Annotated in this window: 21 protein-coding genes; 17 read left to right on the top strand and 4 right to left on the bottom strand. The window is 64.7% G+C overall.

The window, feature by feature from the left end:
• Nucleotides 1–11: 11 nt before the first annotated feature.
• Nucleotides 12–347, bottom strand: a complete 336-nt coding sequence (locus AC1RT8_RS19785; RefSeq protein ID WP_493077670.1) for a hypothetical protein — start codon at nucleotides 345–347, stop codon at nucleotides 12–14.
• Between the two features lie 18 nt (nucleotides 348–365).
• Nucleotides 366–569, bottom strand: a complete 204-nt coding sequence (locus AC1RT8_RS19780; RefSeq protein ID WP_493077668.1) for a hypothetical protein — start codon at nucleotides 567–569, stop codon at nucleotides 366–368.
• 396 nt (nucleotides 570–965) lie between these two features.
• Here AC1RT8_RS19780 and AC1RT8_RS19775 point away from each other — a divergent pair, with 396 nt between their 5' ends.
• Genes AC1RT8_RS19775 through thiE form a run of 4 tightly spaced genes read left to right on the top strand, consistent with a single transcriptional unit; the run spans nucleotide 966 to nucleotide 3,617 of the window.
• Nucleotides 966–1,874, top strand: coding sequence for a class I fructose-bisphosphate aldolase (locus tag AC1RT8_RS19775; protein WP_493077666.1), 909 nt, complete (start codon nucleotides 966–968; stop codon nucleotides 1,872–1,874).
• Nucleotides 1,871–2,266, top strand: coding sequence for a putative quinol monooxygenase (locus AC1RT8_RS19770; protein WP_493077665.1), 396 nt, complete (start codon nucleotides 1,871–1,873; stop codon nucleotides 2,264–2,266). Before AC1RT8_RS19775 ends, AC1RT8_RS19770 begins: the two co-directional genes overlap by 4 nt.
• Entirely contained in the window at nucleotides 2,263–2,937 is a 675-nt protein-coding gene (locus tag AC1RT8_RS19765; RefSeq protein WP_493077664.1) for an O-methyltransferase, read from the top strand. The genes AC1RT8_RS19770 and AC1RT8_RS19765 overlap by 4 nt, the downstream gene beginning before the upstream one ends.
• On the top strand, nucleotides 2,934–3,617 hold the full coding sequence (gene thiE, locus AC1RT8_RS19760) for a thiamine phosphate synthase (protein ID WP_493077663.1): 684 nt from the start codon (nucleotides 2,934–2,936) through the stop codon (nucleotides 3,615–3,617). Before AC1RT8_RS19765 ends, thiE begins: the two co-directional genes overlap by 4 nt.
• 12 nt (nucleotides 3,618–3,629) lie before the next feature.
• Here the strand turns inward: thiE and AC1RT8_RS19755 are convergent, their stop codons facing one another.
• Nucleotides 3,630–4,391, bottom strand: coding sequence for a hypothetical protein (locus AC1RT8_RS19755; protein ID WP_493077661.1), 762 nt, complete (start codon nucleotides 4,389–4,391; stop codon nucleotides 3,630–3,632).
• A 146-nt stretch (nucleotides 4,392–4,537) separates the two neighbouring features.
• Nucleotides 4,538–5,134, bottom strand: coding sequence for a peptidoglycan L,D-endopeptidase MepK (locus AC1RT8_RS19750; protein WP_493077660.1), 597 nt, complete (start codon nucleotides 5,132–5,134; stop codon nucleotides 4,538–4,540).
• A gap of 38 nt (nucleotides 5,135–5,172) precedes the next feature.
• Between AC1RT8_RS19750 and AC1RT8_RS19745 the strand changes: the two genes are divergently transcribed.
• From AC1RT8_RS19745 to AC1RT8_RS19685, 13 genes are all read left to right on the top strand, one after another.
• Nucleotides 5,173–6,186 carry a L,D-transpeptidase family protein gene (locus AC1RT8_RS19745; protein WP_493077659.1) on the top strand — a complete coding sequence of 338 codons (1,014 nt, stop codon included), beginning with the start codon at nucleotides 5,173–5,175 and terminating at the stop codon, nucleotides 6,184–6,186.
• Between the two features lie 4 nt (nucleotides 6,187–6,190).
• On the top strand, nucleotides 6,191–6,814 hold the full coding sequence (locus tag AC1RT8_RS19740; protein WP_493077658.1) for a M23 family metallopeptidase: 624 nt from the start codon (nucleotides 6,191–6,193) through the stop codon (nucleotides 6,812–6,814).
• A gap of 37 nt (nucleotides 6,815–6,851) precedes the next feature.
• Nucleotides 6,852–7,415, top strand: coding sequence for an elongation factor P (gene efp / locus AC1RT8_RS19735; RefSeq protein WP_301085315.1), 564 nt, complete (start codon nucleotides 6,852–6,854; stop codon nucleotides 7,413–7,415).
• 162 nt (nucleotides 7,416–7,577) lie between these two features.
• Nucleotides 7,578–8,390, top strand: coding sequence for an inositol monophosphatase family protein (locus tag AC1RT8_RS19730; RefSeq protein ID WP_372852516.1), 813 nt, complete (start codon nucleotides 7,578–7,580; stop codon nucleotides 8,388–8,390).
• A gap of 219 nt (nucleotides 8,391–8,609) precedes the next feature.
• Nucleotides 8,610–8,984 (top strand): NADH-quinone oxidoreductase subunit A, encoded by a 375-nt coding sequence (gene ndhC, locus AC1RT8_RS19725; RefSeq protein ID WP_272625746.1) that lies wholly within the window; start codon nucleotides 8,610–8,612, stop codon nucleotides 8,982–8,984.
• The gene (locus AC1RT8_RS19720) at nucleotides 8,975–9,520 is read left to right on the top strand and encodes a NuoB/complex I 20 kDa subunit family protein (RefSeq protein WP_272625747.1); all 546 of its coding nucleotides are present in this window, start codon (nucleotides 8,975–8,977) and stop codon (nucleotides 9,518–9,520) included. The genes ndhC and AC1RT8_RS19720 overlap by 10 nt, the downstream gene beginning before the upstream one ends.
• Nucleotides 9,517–10,410: an NADH-quinone oxidoreductase subunit C gene (locus AC1RT8_RS19715; RefSeq protein ID WP_493077655.1), complete on the top strand. Its 894-nt coding sequence runs from the start codon at nucleotides 9,517–9,519 to the stop codon at nucleotides 10,408–10,410. The genes AC1RT8_RS19720 and AC1RT8_RS19715 overlap by 4 nt, the downstream gene beginning before the upstream one ends.
• Before the next feature lie 144 nt (nucleotides 10,411–10,554).
• On the top strand, nucleotides 10,555–11,790 hold the full coding sequence (locus AC1RT8_RS19710) for an NADH-quinone oxidoreductase subunit D (RefSeq protein ID WP_493077653.1): 1,236 nt from the start codon (nucleotides 10,555–10,557) through the stop codon (nucleotides 11,788–11,790).
• On the top strand, nucleotides 11,787–12,587 hold the full coding sequence (locus AC1RT8_RS19705) for a hypothetical protein (RefSeq protein WP_493077651.1): 801 nt from the start codon (nucleotides 11,787–11,789) through the stop codon (nucleotides 12,585–12,587). The genes AC1RT8_RS19710 and AC1RT8_RS19705 overlap by 4 nt, the downstream gene beginning before the upstream one ends.
• Nucleotides 12,587–13,255, top strand: a complete 669-nt coding sequence (locus tag AC1RT8_RS19700; RefSeq protein ID WP_493077650.1) for a complex I 24 kDa subunit family protein — start codon at nucleotides 12,587–12,589, stop codon at nucleotides 13,253–13,255. Before AC1RT8_RS19705 ends, AC1RT8_RS19700 begins: the two co-directional genes overlap by 1 nt.
• Entirely contained in the window at nucleotides 13,252–13,419 is a 168-nt protein-coding gene (locus AC1RT8_RS19695; RefSeq protein WP_493077649.1) for a hypothetical protein, read from the top strand. Before AC1RT8_RS19700 ends, AC1RT8_RS19695 begins: the two co-directional genes overlap by 4 nt.
• On the top strand, nucleotides 13,420–14,721 hold the full coding sequence (gene nuoF, locus AC1RT8_RS19690) for an NADH-quinone oxidoreductase subunit NuoF (RefSeq protein ID WP_493077647.1): 1,302 nt from the start codon (nucleotides 13,420–13,422) through the stop codon (nucleotides 14,719–14,721).
• On the top strand, nucleotides 14,718–15,422 hold the full coding sequence (locus tag AC1RT8_RS19685; RefSeq protein WP_493077645.1) for a hypothetical protein: 705 nt from the start codon (nucleotides 14,718–14,720) through the stop codon (nucleotides 15,420–15,422). Before nuoF ends, AC1RT8_RS19685 begins: the two co-directional genes overlap by 4 nt.
• The last annotated feature ends 2 nt before the right edge of the window (nucleotides 15,423–15,424 follow it).

Below are 15,424 nucleotides of genomic sequence, written 5' to 3'. Positions count from 1 at the left end.
CCTTCTCCCGGCTAGGGCAGGAGGATACCCTTGGGACAGTCCTCCAGCGGCTTGCCGAGCACCTGGCTCAGCTTCGGCAAGGTGATGTTGAACTGTTTCACCAGCACCCCGTTGCGATAGCAATTATAGTGGCATTCATGGCCGACCCCGGGGATGTCGACCGACATCTGCAGCGTGCACAGGGTCGGCTGGGGCGGAGGCCGCGGCTTGCTCCACCAGTCGAGAAGCGCGTCGATGAGTTTGACGACCAGGACGACGACCACGACGACGATGGCTGCAAGCAACAACGCGGCCGCAATTTCGGGCGCGGTGATGACGACCACGGCTCCCGTAGCGACGGCTGTCATAGTTCTTCTCCCGATCGGCTAGGGTTGCTGGGTAATATCGTCGAGCGCCGCGCTTTGTGCTTCGGTGAGCATGACTGCGTCATGTGGAATAGGCGGCGGATCGCGCGGAATCGCACGGCGCACGAAAATGAGTACGACAAAGAGAAATATTGCAAGAATCCCGAAGCATAACGCTACGGATGCTGATTCGAAATGGACGCTGACATGGGTTGTGCCGTTCATGCCGGCCTCCTTATCAACAGGTCGCCCAAAATGCGCGATCGTAACTTGCCATAAGCGCGATCATGCCGCAACGGCGAAAGAAACCGTTTTGACAATATTCATTCTTTTGGGAGAGTTACGCCATATGGATTCTTACTTGTCGGCATGTCATCTGCGTGAATCTATTGCTGGAATTATGGTAACTTACAGCAGGCCCGCCTCGTCACGCCGCAAGCAGACCGGGCAAACAGCACTCCCTGTTCCTTCCCTGTTATCGCGCAATAACAGGGAGCATCATGGTCCGATCGGCGGCAGCGACATCGTCGTCCCGCACCCCTGTCAGATCGCCCCCGTTGCCCCTCGCGCCGTCGCCCGCTAACAGCCCGGCATCACATCCATAGCGCCAAGGGAATCACGATGACGCCGACGGTGAAGGCCATTCTCGACAAGTACGAGTCCGACAATGCCGGCGTGAAGGCGAACCTGGCCCGCATCCTGATGCACGGCAAGCTCGGCGGCACCGGCAAGCTGATCATCCTGCCGGTCGATCAGGGCTTCGAGCACGGCCCGGCGCGCAGCTTCGCGGTGAACCCCGCCGCCTATGATCCCCATTATCACTATCAGATCGCGATCGACGCCGGGCTCTCCGCTTACGCAGCGCCGCTCGGCATGATCGAGGCGGGCGCCGAGACCTTTGCCGGCCAGATTCCGACCATCCTGAAGGTCAACAGCTCGAACAGCTGGGCGCAGGGCGCGAACCAGGCGGTCACCGCCGGCGTCGAGGATGCGGTGCGGCTCGGCTGCTCGGCGATTGGCTTCACCATCTATCCCGGCTCGGACGATCTCTTCTCGATGATCGGCCAGATCCGCGAGCTGTCGGCCGAGGCCAAGTCGGTCGGTATCGCCACCGTCATCTGGTCCTATCCGCGCGGCGGCGCGCTGCCCAAGTCGGGCGAGCTCGCGCTCGATGTCGGCGCCTATGCCGCGCACATGGCGGCGTTGCTCGGCGCGCACATCATCAAGGTGAAGCTGCCGAGCGACCATATCGAGCAGAAGGAAGCCAAGCCGATGTACGAGGGCACCGACTGGTCGAAACAGTCGGACCGTGTGAAGCATGTCGTGCAGTCGAGCTTCGCCGGGCGCCGCATCGTGGTGTTCTCGGGCGGCGCGGCCAAGGGCGCCGATGCGGTCTATCAGGACGCGCGCGACATCCGCGACGGCGGCGGCAACGGCTCGATCATCGGCCGCAACACCTTCCAGCGGCCGCGCGACGAAGCGCTTGCGATGCTCGACAAGCTCGTGCGCATCTACAAGAACGAGGAATGACGGTGCCGCCGGTCATCGGTCGTCGCGAGGTCATCGGCGGTGCCGTTGCCATCGCGATGATCGGCTGGCCGGCGTCCGCCATCGCGGCGGAAAATGCCACGTACGGCCTGATCGGGAAGATCACGGCCAAGCCCGGCCAACGCGACGCGCTGGCGGCGGCGCTTTCGGGCGGATCGGAGGCGATGCCGGGCTGCCTGGCCTATGTGGTGGCCGAAGACGTGGCCGATGCCGACGCGCTCTGGGTGACCGAGATCTGGGAAAACAAGGCGGCGCATGATGCCTCGCTCTCCCTGCCGGCGGTCCGCGCGGCGATCGCCAGGGGTCGGCCACTGATCGCCGGTTTCGACAGTGTCGCGCACACCCGACCCATCAGCGGCGTGGAGAAGAAATGAGCGATACCCTCTGGACCGCAGTCGACGACTATATCGTCGGCCATCTACTCGGTACCGATCCGGTGCTCGACGCGGCGCTGGCGGCGAACGAAGCGGGCGGCCTGCCCCCGATCGACGTATCGGCCGCGCAGGGCAAGATGCTCCACCTGATGGCGCGGATGGCCGGCGCCCGGCGTATCCTCGAGCTGGGCACGCTTGGCGGCTATTCGACGATCTGGCTGGCACGGGCGCTGCCCGATGACGGCCAACTGGTGACGCTGGAACTCGAACCGCACCACGCTGATGTCGCGCGCGGCAACATCGCGGCGGCGGGTTTCGCCGACAAGGTCGATGTCCGGGTCGGCCCGGCGACCGAGACGCTCGACGCGATGATCGCGGCGGGCGAGGGGCCGTTCGACTTCGTTTTCATCGATGCCGACAAGCCGAACAACGTCGCCTATCTCCGTGCGGCGATCGCGCTGGGGCGGCCCGGCACCACGATCATCGTCGACAATGTCGTGCGCGAGGGCGGGGTGCTCGACGCGGACAGCGACGACGACCGCATCCAGGGCACGCGCGCGCTGTTCGAGGCAGTCGCGGCCGAGCCCCGGCTGAGCGCGACCGCGGTCCAGACGGTCGGTGCGAAGAAGTGGGACGGGTTCCTCCTGGCCGTGCTAGGCGCCGCCGAATGACTGAAGATGATCCCCTCGGCCCGCTCGATCCCGATTTTGCGGCCAAGTTCACGCGCGACATCCGGCGGCCGCCCTGCCAGCTCTATCTCGTGTCGCCGCTCGATGTCGACGGCGCTTTCCCCGATCGCCTGGCCCGCGCGCTCGATGCCGGGCCGGTCGCGGCGTTCCAGTTCCGCGTGAAGGACGTGGATCAGCACGAAGCGACCCGCCTGGGCGAGCCGCTCCGCGCAATCTGTGCCGAGCGGGAAGTGGCGTTCATCGTCAACGACAGCATCGCGCTCGCCAAGCGGCTCGGCGCGGACGGCGTGCATCTGGGGCAGGGCGATGGCGATCCGCGCGAGGCGCGTTCGGTGCTCGGGCCGACGGCGCAGATCGGCGTAACTTGCCACGACAGCCGCCATCTAGCGATGGAAGCAGGCGAGGCCGGGGCCGACTATGTCGCGTTCGGCGCCTTCTATCCGACCACCACCAAAGAGGTGAGCCACCACCCCGATCCCTCGATCCTGAGCTGGTGGACGACGGTGTTCGAAATACCCTGTGTCGCGATCGGCGGCATCACGCTGGCCAACGCCCCGGCGCTGGTGAAAGCGGGCGCCGATTTCCTGGCGGTGTCCAATGCTGTGTGGGGCGGGGACGAGGCTGCCGCGATCAAGGCGTTCGAGGCAGTCCTCGTCAAATAGCCCCAGGCCGATTCAACCCTTGGGCTTGGCATAATACCAGGACATGCGCGGCGGCCGCATTTCACTGACCGCGCCGTCGATATAGCTGCCGGGCAACAGGCTGGTCACCGTGGTGCGCCAGGGGAAGTCGGCGCGGCTGCGATCCTCCGCCCAGATATGCTGGAGGTCGTGAGTCTTTTCGAACCGCTGCGCGATGATCTCGGTAATGCCCGGCACCGCGAACTCGTGCAGTTCGAGCAGGAAGGTCGCGGTGGCGAGCGCCGGTACCTTTGCCGGGTCGAGCAGCACGCTCTCATAACCCTCGACGTCCATGATCACGACGGCGCCGCTCTTCCCGTCGAGCGCTGCATTCAGGCCCTCGGGCTCGCATGTGGCCAGGATGGTCACCTGGTCGGCGACATTGTTGGCGGCAGCCATCTCGGCGATCGCGGCACGGCCGCCGGCCTCCATCTCGAATGCGATCATCTGTGTGCCAGGGAGGCGCGAGGCGAGGCCCACGGCATAATAGCCCTCGGCCGCGCCGACATCGACGATCAGCGACGGTTTCGACGCAATGATCTCCTCGACCACCGCGGCCAGCTCACGCTCATAGATGCCGAGCAGCTTGGGGACATAGGCACTGCCGACCGACCGATCGATATAGCGCAGGCCCTTGAACGGGCCGTCGATCACCTGCTGTCCAGTGCGATCGCGCGCCAGCGCGGCGAAATAACGATAGGGTCGGACGGCGTCCGGCGTGAGCTTCCGGGCGAGGTTCGTGGCGAATCGAAGCATGGAAATGGCGGCCCCCAGGGTCGTGTTCGCTTCGTCTATAGACTGGGTTGGCGCTTATGTCTGCTAGGCCTATCGACATTGACTGGACCCATCATTCCTCTCCTACTGGAGAGGAAGAAGGCAAAACGTGCTTACGTCGATCCGTTCTAGATCTGCTGCCAGCGACGCACCGGTCCCGTATCGACATGGACAAAGCCGTCGCGCGGATAATAACCGACTCCGCCGCCGCCCAGCGCCATCGCGGCGCCGCGAAGCCGGTCGAGCGACACGCCCGGGATCATGATGTCGGTCGCCTTGCCCAGCATGTGCTGGCTCTGGCTCGCGACGCCGGTGCGCTCGCCGCCATGGGCGCGCAGCGACGCATTGGTCTGGGGGGAGCGATAGCCCGAGATCAGGTCGATCTTGCGGCTGCCGCTTACTTCCAGCTTCTCACGAAGCCGGACGAGCAGCGCGAGCAGCTTGCGGTCCATCGGATGGATCTGGCCCGTGCGCCAGTCGCGCAGGCCGTGGTTCAGCTCGGCAAGCCCATCGGCGACGAAGCTGCCGCCCCGCGCGAAGACGGCGTCGACGCTTTCATTGTTGTGCACGTTGCGGATCGCCAGCCGCAACTCCTTGCCCGCAGCCATCGCGGGCAGGGGAAAGGCGAGCGCCGCGCCGACCGCCATCGCACCGCCGATCAGGGCGCGTCGCGAGAAGATGGGACCGTCGACTTGTTCCGGGCCGGAAACAAGCCGGCTGTCCATCGTTGATTGCATGACGACTAATCTAGGATCTTGAAACTATGAGAAAAATAACGGTCGCCGCAGCCTGTCTCGCTTTTGCCTCGATTGGCCCCGTTAGTGCGGCCGACCCGGGAACAAAGCTTAAGAATGTTCAAACGGTCGACCGGTCGATTCTGCATGTTCAGGTGATTCTCGATCATCTCGGCTTCTCGCCCGGCATGCTCGACGGCCGGCCCGGCAAGTCGCTCACCGCCGCGCTGAAGGGGTTCCAGGAAAATCGCGGCCTCAAGGTTACCGGGGAAATCGACAGGGCGACCCTGTGGGCGCTCCATCCCTATCGCGCCTGGCGGCCGACGCGGACGCTGGCGCTCACGGCGGATACGCTGGCCGGGCCTTTCACCTATCCGTTTCCCAAGGACCCGCAGCAACAGGCGAAGCTCCCGGCGCTCGGCTATAGCTCGCCGATGGAGAAGCTGGCGGAGATGTTCCACACCACGCCTGCCGTGCTGGTCGCGCTGAATAGCCCGGAGACCCGGCTTGAACCGGGCACGATGGTGACTTTCCCCAACGCATTGCCGCTGTCGCGCGCCTATGACGCGAAACTGCCGGCCGACTGGCGCAAGACGCTCAATGACCTGAACGTGTCGGCCGACCAGCCCGAGGGAGCGAAAGTGGTGGTCGACAAATCGGACGAGGTGCTGCGCGTACTCGACAAGGACGGAAGGCTCGTCGCCCAGTTCCAGGCGACCATGGGCAGCACGCATGATCCGCTGCCGGTCGGTACCTGGAAGATTCAGGGCGCGTCGTACAACCCGCCCTTCCACTATAATCCCGACCTGTTCTGGGATGCGAAGGACAGCGCCAAGGCCGCCCGGCTGCCGCCGGGGCCCAATGGCCCGGTCGGGGTGATCTGGCTCGATCTGTCCAAGCCGCATTACGGCATCCACGGCACGCCCGAGCCGAGCACCGTCGGCCGCGCCGAAAGCCATGGCTGCATCCGCCTCAGCAACTGGGATGCGGCGCGCCTGTCGCTGATGGTGAAGCCGGGCACGCCGGCGGTGTTCCAGGAATGAGGTCGTGAGGAAGCTCGGCTATGGTCTCCTGATGCTGGTCTGCGGCGTCGCCGGCATCTTCGTCGCGCTGGTGCTGTTCGGTCAGGCCTTGCCCGACGCGAAGCAGCAACAGCCGAAGGTGGCGATGGTCACGACCACGACCGCGACGGCATCGGCGCCGGGCCAGGCCGCGCCCCATCCAGGCGGGCTGCTCGCCATTCCCGTCGCCGGCGTGGCGAGGAGCGTAATTGCCGATAGCTGGGAGGATCCGCGCGAGGGCGGCGCACGCCAGCATCACGGCACCGACATCATGGCGCCCGGCGGCACGCTGGTGACAGCGGCCGCGCCGGGCACGATCGAGAAGCTGTTCCAGAGTGTGGCGGGCGGGACGACGCTCTATGTCCGCTCGCCTGACCGGCTCTGGGTCTATTATTATGCGCACCTCGCCGGATATGCGCCGGGAGTCCATGAGGGGCAGGTGGTCAAGACCGGCGATCCGCTAGGCTATGTCGGCGACACCGGCAATGCCGGAGTGGGCAATTTCCATCTTCATTTCGGGCTCAGCCGCACCATGCCCGACCAGCATTGGTACCAGGCGCAGGAGGTCAATCCCTACCCCTACCTTGCCGGAAAGCCGTCCCAGCGCTAAAGGCCCCGCCTTCGCTCTTTCCAGCACAGGCATCCCCATGAAGATCAACGCGGTCGAGATTCGTCCCGGCAACATCCTCGAATATGAAGGCGGCATCTGGCGCGCGGTGAAAATCCAGCACACGCAGCCGGGGAAGGGCGGTGCCTATATGCAGGTCGAGATGAAGAACCTCATCGACGGCCGCAAGAACAATGTCCGCTTCCGCTCGGCCGAATCGCTCGAGAAGGTGCGGCTGGAAACCACCGATTTCCAGTTCCTGTTCCGCGAGGGCGATCAGCTGACCTTCATGGACAAGATCAATTACGAGCAGATCACGCTCGACGCCGGCATCCTCGGCGATGCGGCCGCTTTCCTGCAGGATGGCATGGACGTGGTGATGGAGCTCTGGGAGGAGCGCCCGATCTCGGTGCAGCTCCCCGACACGATCGAGGCGCTGATCGTCGAGGCCGATGCGGTGGTGAAGGGCCAGACGGCCTCGTCCAGCTACAAGCCCGCGATCCTCGAGAACGGCGTCCGCGTGATGGTGCCGCCGCATATCGGCGCCGGCACGCGTATCGTGGTCGACGTGTATGAGCAGACCTATGTAAGGCGCGCTGACTGAGTCCTTTTCTTCCCCTCCCTGCAAGGGAGGGGGCAGGGGGTGGGTGGCGAGCGAAGCGAGCCCTCCTACCTCACCGATAAAAGCGCCGCCGGAGGTATCGAGCCTCCGCCGCCGCCAACCCACCCCTTGCCCCTCCCTTGCAGGGAGGGGTGGAGAAGTATTTTGGTTAGTCATTCAGGCCTTATCACCGTCATGGATCGCGCCGCGCGCAAGGCCGCGCCGCGCATTCGTCGTGACTTCAACGAGGTTCAGCATCTCCAGGTGAGCCGCAAGGGCCCGGCCGACTTCGTCACCATGGCGGATCAGCGCGCCGAGCAGACGATCTTCGAGGAACTGTCCAAGGCGCGCCCCGACTGGGGTTTCCTGATGGAAGAGCGCGGCGAAGTCGCTGGCGACCCCAACAAGCCGCGCTGGATCGTCGACCCGATCGACGGCACCACCAACTTCCTCCATGGCATTCCCCACTTCGCGATCTCGATCGCGGTCGAGGAGCCGCTGGCCAACGGCAAGCGCGAGATCACCACCGGGCTTATCTACAACCCGATCACGGACGACAGCTTCTGGGCCGAAAAGGGCCGGGGCGCCTGGATGCAGGAACAGCGCCTGCGTGTGTCCGCGCGCCGCGACTTGCCCGACGCGCTGATCGCGACCGGCATTCCCTTTCTCGGCCATGGCAATTTCGCCGAATGGAGCCGCATCTTCGGGGCGATCGCGCCGGAAGTGGCGGGCATCCGCCGGATCGGCGCGGCCGCGCTGGACCTTGCCTGGGTCGCTGCCGGCCGTTTCGACGGCTTCTGGGAATCCGGCCTGAAGCCCTGGGACGTCGCCGCCGGCATCCTGTTGGTGCGCGAAGCGGGCGGCTTCGTGACTGATTTCCGCGGCGGCGACCGGATGATGGAACGCGGCGAATTCCTGGCGGCGAACGACGCGCTGCAATCGAAGCTGCACAAGCTGCTGGCGAACGCGTTGCGGTAAAAACCTCCCTCTCCCGTCGGGAGAGGGAGGGAGCCGCGAAGCGGCGGAAGGGTGAGGGTGACCGGGCGCTATTACGCTCACCCTCATCCGGCGCTACGCGCCACCTTCTCCCGCTGGGAGAAGGGTTTAATTGCGAGTGATTCTCACTCCTCGCGGCCTTGCCCAACAGGGGTCATCGTCCTAAAGCCGCGCCAATCATTCGCACCTGCGAGAAACCCATTGGTCGACCTGTCGCAATATCTGCCGATCCTGCTGTTCCTTGGCGTCGCGATCGTGCTGTCCAGCGCTTTCGTGTTCCTGCCGATCATCGCCGCGCGCTTCACCGGCGCGCACAAGCCGACGCCCGAGAAGCTGACCGAATATGAGTGCGGTTTCCCCGCGTTCGAGGATTCGCGCAGCCAGTTCGACGTGCGCTTCTATCTCGTCGCCATCCTGTTCATCATCTTCGATCTCGAAGCCGCGTTCCTCTATCCCTGGGCCGTCAGCGTCTTCTCGCTCGGCTGGACGGCATGGTTCGCGATGATGGGCTTCATTGCCGAACTCGCGCTCGGCCTCGTCTATGCATGGAAGAAGGGAGCGCTCGAGTGGGAGTAGAACTCACCCCAGCCGCCTCCGGTGGCGCGATCATCCCGCCCGACCAGACGTTCTTCAACGATCTGAACGGCGAGCTGACCGACAAGGGTTTCCTCGTCACCTCGACGGAAGACCTGTTCCAATGGGCTCGGACCGGGTCTTTGTGGTGGATGACCTTCGGCCTCGCCTGCTGCGCGGTCGAGATGATCCATGTGAACATGCCGCGCTACGATCTGGAGCGTTTCGGCGCCGCGCCGCGCGCCAGCCCGCGCCAGTCCGACGTGATGATCGTCGCGGGTACGCTCTGCAACAAGATGGCCCCGGCGCTGCGCCGGGTCTATGACCAGATGTCCGAGCCGAAATACGTGATCTCGATGGGCTCCTGCGCCAATGGCGGCGGCTATTATCATTATAGCTACAGCGTCGTGCGCGGCTGCGACCGGATCGTGCCGGTCGACATCTATGTCCCGGGCTGCCCGCCGACCGCGGAAGCGTTGCTGTACGGCATCATGCAGCTCCAGCGGAAGATCCGCCGCATCGGAACGATTGAACGGTGAGGGCGCCGGCGCCGGCCTACACGGCCAATGACGGGATCATCGATCGCGCGGGCGAACTGCTTGGCGCGAACCTGCTGTCGTCGCTCGACGCGGTGGGCGAAGTCGCGCTGACGGTCGACCGCGACACGCTGCTCGAGACGATGGTGGCGCTCCGCGACACGCCGGGTCTCGAATATCAGCAGCTGATGGAAATCGCGGGCGTCGACTATCCGGAGCGGTCCGACCGTTTCGAAGTCGTCTATTGCCTGCTCTCGCTGACCCGCAACCACCGCATCCGCGTGCATGTGCAGACCGACGAGGAAAAGCCGGTGCCGTCCGTCACGGGCATCTGGCCGGTCGCCGGCTGGCTCGAGCGCGAAGTCTACGACATGTACGGCGTGCTCTTCTCGGGCAATGCCGATCTGCGCCGCATCCTGACCGATTACGGCTTCCGCGGCCATCCGCAGCGCAAGGATTTCCCGCTGACCGGCTATGTCGAGCTGCGCTATTCCGAGGAAGCGAAGCGGGTGGTCTATGAACCCGTCCAGCTCGCCCAGGATTTCCGCAGCTTCGATTTCATGAGCCCGTGGGAAGGCGCCGAATATATCCTCCCCGGCGACGAGAAGGCGAAGCTCCCCGAAGCCAAGGGCGCGCCGACGCCGCTCAAGGCCGACGAAATCCAGAAGGCGGATGCAGCCAAGACCGCTGCCGCTGCCCCGCCGGCGACACCCAAGACCACCGAGAGCTCGGCGCAGACCGGTGCCGGCAAGGCCTCGCCCGATGCGGCGCCCAAGCCCGCCGACCCGGATGTGGTGAAGAAGCCGCGCGCCCCGCGTGCCAAGCCCGTCGCCTCGGGCGACGCGCCAACCGCACCCAAGCCGCGCGCGCCGCGCAAGCCGAAGGCGTCGTGATGATGACTTCTTCCTATCCCTTCCCCGGCGAAGGCCGGGGCCCAGTTGGGGGACTCCCATTGGCTCGCGTTGCGCTTCGTTACTTCAACCTTCCCGACTGGGCCCCGGCCTTCGCCGGGGAAGAGCAGGGTAAGGAACGCTCTGATGGCTGATCATCTCGAAGCGATCGAGGGCAGGACCGACGCGGCCGATCCGGAAGTCGGCGATATCGCGATCCAGAACTACACGATCAATTTTGGTCCGCAGCATCCGGCCGCGCATGGCGTGCTGCGCCTGGTGATGGAGCTCGACGGCGAGATCGTCGAGCGCGTCGATCCGCATGTCGGCCTGCTCCACCGCGGCACCGAGAAGCTGATCGAATACAAGACGTACATGCAGGCGCTGCCCTATTTCGACCGGCTCGATTACTGCTCGCCGCTGTGCATGGAGCACAGCTTCGTGCTCGCGATCGAGAAGCTGCTCGATCTCGAAGTGCCGATCCGCGCGCAATATCTCCGCGTCTTCTTCGCCGAGCTGACGCGCATCTCCAACCACATGCTCAACCTCGGCAGCCATGTGATGGACGTCGGCGCGATGACGCCGAACCTGTGGCTGTTCGAGATCCGCGAGGATTGCCTCAACTTCTTCGAGCGCGTCTCGGGCGCCCGCATGCATTCGGCCTATTTCCGGCCGGGCGGCGTGCACCAGGATACGCCGCTCAAGCTGCTGACCGACATCGCCGACTGGCTCGACAATCGCCTGCCGCAGATTTTCGAGGATGCGATCAGCCTCGTCGCCGACAATCGCATCTTCAAGCAGCGCAACGTCGATATCGCGACCGTCAGCCGCGACGATGCGATCAAATGGGGTTTCTCCGGCCCGATGATCCGCGGCTCGGGCATTCCGTGGGATCTGCGCAAGTCGCAGCCCTATGACGTGTACGCGAAGATGGATTTCGACGTGCCGGTCGGCACGCGCGGCGATTGCTATGACCGGTTCATGGTGCGCGTGGAGGAGGTCCGCCAGTCGGTGCGGATCATGAAGCAGTGCCTGAACGAAATGCCTGAAGGGCCGATCGCCAGCCTCGACCGCAAGGTCGTGCCGCCCAAGCGCGCCGAGATGAAGCGCTCGATGGAAGCGCTGATCCACCATTTCAAGCTCTATACCGAGGGTTTCCACGTTCCCGCCGGCGACGTGTACGTCGCGACCGAGAGCCCCAAGGGCGAGTTCGGCGTCTATCTCGTCGCCGATGGCAGCAACAAACCGTATCGCTGCAAGATCCGCCCGACCGCCTTCTCGCATCTCCAGGCGATGGACTTCATGGCCAAGGGCCACATGCTCGCCGACACCACCGCCATTCTCGGCGCGATGGATATCGTGTTCGGGGAGTGCGACCGGTGAGGGTATCGACTGTCGTCGCCACCTTGGTGCTGCCGTCGATCGCGGCTGCGGCGAGCGGTGCCGATGGTGTTTCCGCCTCCATCGTCAGCGCTATGCAAAGCGGGAATGCTGCCGATCTTCAAAAGATTACGGGCGGCATGATCTTCGCGATAGGTCCAAACGGAGTCGCGCGAATGACGTCGGGCGAACTGGTTGCCGCGACGCGAGGATGTACGTCGCTCCATATTCGCGAGCCGAAGCCAGCCACCCAACAGAAGGTGTCCCTCGATGCGAACGGTTCGTTGGAGCTAAAGTGTGCCGGACGTCAGTCGGGCGAAAAACCTTGCTATGACGTCGGTTACGCCATCGAGGCCCAGCCTCGCGATCAAGTATGGGCGCTCAGAGTGTACCGCGAAGATACTTGGTCTGTGGCGCGGTGCGCCATCACCGCCCCAAATCGCGCCGTCTGGAGTTTCATCGGCCTGTATGCGCAACAAGGCGTCGTGCGTGCGTCGTCGATGTTGGCCGGCCCGATCGAGGCTGGTCCCCGCTGGCGCCAGAAATACGGCGGGGCCGTGGTGACGGCTGCCGATCTGGCTACCCAACTGGACGGATGTACGCTGGCGCAGGTCTCTTTTCTGGGAAGCAGGACGCCGGGATATAAAGTTGTATGGTTTTGCGAGGCCGACGGTCACGCCAGCCCCGGATATAGTGCAAAGGTCGTTCCGTTGGCCAACAAGGTGGTCATGTCTGAATTCGAGGAAACGTCCTTTGCTCCGCCACCGCCAGCACCCACTCCCTCGGCTCGAGCGCAATAATGGCTGAAGCACCCAAAATCCCCGACGAGGCCGAGACCCGCGCACGCTGGGGTTCGTTCATCTGGACGGCCGAGAACCGCAAGAAGGCGACCGAGATACTCGGCCGCTATCCCAAGGGGCGCGAGCAATCCGCGTCGCTGCCCTTGCTCGATCTCGCCCAGCGCCAGGTCGGCACGGAGACGAAAACGCAGGGCTGGCTGCCGGTTCCGGTGATCGAATATGTCGCCCGCGAGATCGGCGTGCCGTACATGCGCGTCTATGAGGTCGCGACCTTCTACACCATGTTCAACATGGCGCCGGTCGGCCGCTATCATGTCCAGGTGTGCGGTACGACGCCGTGCATGCTCGGCGGGTCGGACGATGTGCTCGCCGCGTGCAAGAATCGCGGCCTGGTCAAGGGCGCGACCACGCCCGACGGCCTGTTCACCCTGACCGAGGTCGAGTGCCTCGGCGCCTGCGCCAATGCGCCGATGGTGCAGATCAACGACGATAACTACGAAGACCTGGATTATGATCGCACCGCCGCGATCCTCGACGCGCTGGCCGAAGGCAAGACGCCGACGCCGGGCTCGCAAACCGGTCGCCGCGACAGCTGCCCGGCGGGCGGCCCGACCAGCCTCAGGGAAATGGTCGACGAGAACCACGATTATCGGGGAGAATGGGCATGAAGGGCGTGAATCCGATCGTTGCTGTGCTCGCCGTCATCGGCGGACTGGTCGTGCTTGGCCTGGTGCTGCGGATCACCTTCAGCCTGCTCCCGCTGCTGATCCTGATCGGCATCGGCCTGGTCGTCTATTTCATGGTTCAGGGCGCTGCGGGAAAAGGCAAATAGATGCTCGCCGACAAGGACCGTATCTTCACCAACGTCTACGGGTTCCAGCCGTGGAATCTCGACGCGGCGCGCAAGCGCGGCGATTGGGATGACACCAAGGGCCTGATGGCGCGTGGCCAGGACGCCCTGATCGACGCGGTCAAGGCATCGGGTCTGCGCGGCCGTGGCGGCGCGGGTTTCCCGACCGGCACCAAATGGTCGTTCATGCCGAAGGAACCCAAGCCCGAGCGGCCGAACTTCCTCGTCATCAATGCAGACGAATCCGAGCCCGGGTCCTGCAAGGACCGCGAGATCATGCGCCACGATCCGCACAAGCTGATCGAAGGCGCGCTGATCGCCGGCTATGCGATGCGCGCGCGCGCTGCGTACATCTACATCCGCGGCGAATATATCCGCGAGGCCGAGGTGCTGTTCGCCGCGGTCGCCGAAGCCTATGACAAGGGGCTGATCGGCAAGAACGCCAGCGGGTCGGGCTATGATTTCGATGTGTTCGTGCACCGCGGCGCCGGCGCGTACATCTGCGGCGAAGAGACCGCGATGCTCGAAAGCCTCGAGGGCAAGAAAGGCCAGCCGCGCCTCAAGCCGCCTTTCCCGGCGGGCGCGGGCCTGTATGGCTGCCCGACCACGGTCAACAATGTGGAGTCGATCGCGGTCGTCCCGACGATCCTGCGGCGCGGCCCGGAATGGTTCGCGAGCTTCGGCGCGGAGAACAACCGCGGCACCAAGCTGTTCCAGATCTCGGGCCATGTGAACCGCCCTTGCGTGGTCGAGGAAGCGATGAGCATCCCCTTCCGCCAGCTGATCGAGGAACATTGCGGCGGCATCCGCGGCGGGTGGGACAATCTGCTCGCGGTGATCCCGGGCGGTTCCTCGGTCCCGCTGGTCCCGGCGGCGCAGATCATGGACTGCCCGATGGATTTCGACGGGCTGAAGGCGCTCGGCTCGGGTCTGGGCACTGCGGCGATCATCGTCATGGACAAGTCCACCGACATCGTCCGCGCGATTTCGCGCATCTCCTACTTCTACAAGCATGAGAGCTGCGGCCAGTGCACGCCGTGCCGCGAAGGCACCGGCTGGATGTGGCGTGTGATGGAGCGGCTGCGCACCGGCGACGCCGATATCAGCGAGATCGACACGCTGCAGCAGGTCACCAAGCAGATCGAAGGCCACACCATCTGCGCGCTCGGCGATGCGGCGGCCTGGCCGATCCAGGGCCTGATCAAGCATTTCCGGCCTGAGCTGGAGCGCCGGATCAAGGAACGCGGCGGCGATCTCGCCCCGATGATGGAAGCTGCCGAGTGATCCTGCCGCGCGCCCTTTGCTGCCTGTCGCTGCTCGCTTCCTTTGGAAGCGTGCCGTCGGCTGCGCAGAAAACAGCGGAGACGGGGTCGGTCATCGCGCGTAACGCGCCGGCAGTGATCCCCGACGGCAAGATGTCGCCGGAGGATCGCGCGAAGATCACTCTGGTGCGTTATTCGGACTGCCTGATCGACCGCAAGGTTCGCAGCGTCGAGCGGGCTTTGCGCCTCTATGCCGCAGCCGATTACAGCAAGGCACTGGCCAACCTGTCGGTCAATGAATGCCTGAGCAGCGGGGAACTGCGCTTTTCGCCGCCCCTGTTGCGCGGGGCGCTGTTCATCTCGCTTTACCGTCGCGATTTCGGCCGGGCAGTGCCGACACTGGTTCCGGGACCATTCGACTTCGCGGCGGACCTTAATATGCCAGCCGACAGCCCCGAACGACCGCAGTTCGTAGGCCTCCGCAAGATCGCCGATTGCGTTGCACGGGCGGATGTCTCGGCGGCCCATGCCGTGGTGACTGCCCCGATCGCGGGCCAGAGGGAGGCGGAAGGGTATGCCGCGCTCGCGCCGCATCTCAGCGGCTGTCTCCCCGGGGGCAAGCGATTCAAGTTCAACAAGCTGATGCTGAGCAGCCTGCTGGCGGAAGTGCTCTATAAGGAAGCCGTCCGTCCGACGGCATCGGTTCCGGTGGCGGCCAAGTGATG

Source organism: Sphingomonas sp. GW821-FHT10F11, assembly GCF_058809095.1.
The sequence above is the reverse complement of the archived record's forward strand: the minus strand, read 5'-3'. Positions and strand labels throughout refer to the sequence as shown.